General features: G+C 61.6%; 3 protein-coding genes. All 3 read left to right on the top strand.

Annotated features, from left to right (window positions below; all coding sequences use genetic code 11):
• Positions 1 to 368, top strand: a 368-nt coding sequence (locus EOD07_RS38290) for a hypothetical protein (RefSeq protein WP_206519654.1), incomplete at its 5' end; no start/stop codon positions are given.
• A complete protein-coding gene (locus EOD07_RS34465; protein ID WP_245470604.1) occupies positions 347 to 628 on the top strand; it encodes a hypothetical protein in 282 nt (93 codons plus the stop codon). The genes EOD07_RS38290 and EOD07_RS34465, both read left to right, overlap by 22 nt.
• A gap of 98 nt (positions 629 to 726) precedes the next feature.
• A complete protein-coding gene (gene fdxA, locus EOD07_RS34460; RefSeq protein WP_127238358.1) occupies positions 727 to 1,068 on the top strand; it encodes a ferredoxin FdxA in 342 nt (113 codons plus the stop codon).
• Positions 1,069 to 1,362: the final 294 nt, after the last annotated feature.

Below are 1,362 nucleotides of genomic sequence, written 5' to 3'. Positions count from 1 at the left end.
CACCTTGGCCGACCTGCTGCTCTCGCCGGAAGATTTCGGCATCCAGCCGGCAGCGTAAGCGTCCACAGATCCGGCCGCTTCACCTGGTCGCATCACAACCCCTTGCCGGGGTGCCTGCGAAAAGATACATTACAAATATATCTTTTGATCTGATGGTGATCGCCTTGCTGCCTCTGTTCCTCGATCTCGCATTGCGCGCCTTCCGCGCTTTGCTGTCGGCCGTCACGCCACGGGAACCGGCATTCGCCCTGTCACGCCAGGAGCGGCTCGGCCTGATCTTCTCGGCCATCGATCGTTGCGGCGCCGATTGCCCCGCTTGCGCCATCTGGGCCTTGGAACAGGACAGATGGCAGGCGGCATTGGATTGAAAACCGACCGAAAGGAAACAACCATGCTGAGCAACTCGCACGATTTCATCCGGCCCGCGGATGCATCCGAGCGCGCGTACCTCGAATCCTTGGTTCGCGCGGATTACGATAGGAGTCACCCCGGCGAAACCTTCGACGACATGAAGCGTCGCATGTCCTTTTCCAGGGAGGACCAGGGCCTCTATCGCGACTGGATCGCCCTCGCCGCGGCACGCGCGGATGCCGCGCAGGCTGCGGCACCAAGGCCGATTGCCGCCTGAGGTACTCGCAATCTAGCGATTCCACTAGTCGATGCCGCCAGAGGAAGGCCCCCAAGCGCGGTTATCCGGCACGGCGGTGCTTCGAAGAGGCAGACAGAATGACCTACGTCGTTACCGACAACTGCATCAAATGCAAGTACATGGACTGCGTCGAAGTATGTCCCGTGGACTGCTTCTACGAGGGCGAGAACATGCTCGTCATCCATCCCGACGAGTGCATCGACTGCGGCGTTTGCGAGCCCGAATGTCCGGCTGAAGCCATCTTCCCCGACACGGATTCCGCAGCCGCCCAGGCATGGCTCGCGCTCAATCAGCAATATGCGTCCTCCTGGCCCAACATAACGCGCAAGAAGACGCCGCCCACAGACGCGGACGCCTGGAATGGGGTGCCTGGAAAGTTCGATGCGCATTTCAGCGGCAAACCCGGCGAGGGCGAATGATCTGGTGGCCTTGCCACGGCTCCGATCGAGACAAATCGTACCGTCCAATCGCGCGACCGCGTCAGGAACGGCCTGCCGCGCCGATTGCGGCACTCGCGGCGAGTGGATTCCGCCGCTCCGGTATACGCAACCGCCTCGCGGCATCGCCTTCCGGCCGCAAGCAATTTGGTCTTCCGCAAAGAAGCCGAGCGGAGACTCGACCATATTCGGCGCTGCATCGGAGGCGAAAAGGACCATGCAACCATCCGCTCTGCAAAAACATGGCGAGGCGCGCCTGCCGCGCTACACTAGCTA

Source organism: Mesorhizobium sp. M2C.T.Ca.TU.002.02.1.1, assembly GCF_003997225.1.
Note: the sequence above shows the minus strand (reverse complement) of the source record. Positions and strands in the feature narration are given on the sequence as shown.

Excerpts from the sequence above, each read along its gene's own strand:
- EOD07_RS34465 (WP_245470604.1), top strand. The coding sequence starts at position 347 with ATGGCAGGCGGCATTGGATTGAAAACCGACCGAAAGGAAACAACCATG.
- fdxA (WP_127238358.1), top strand. The coding sequence starts at position 727 with ATGACCTACGTCGTTACCGACAACTGCATCAAATGCAAGTACATGGAC.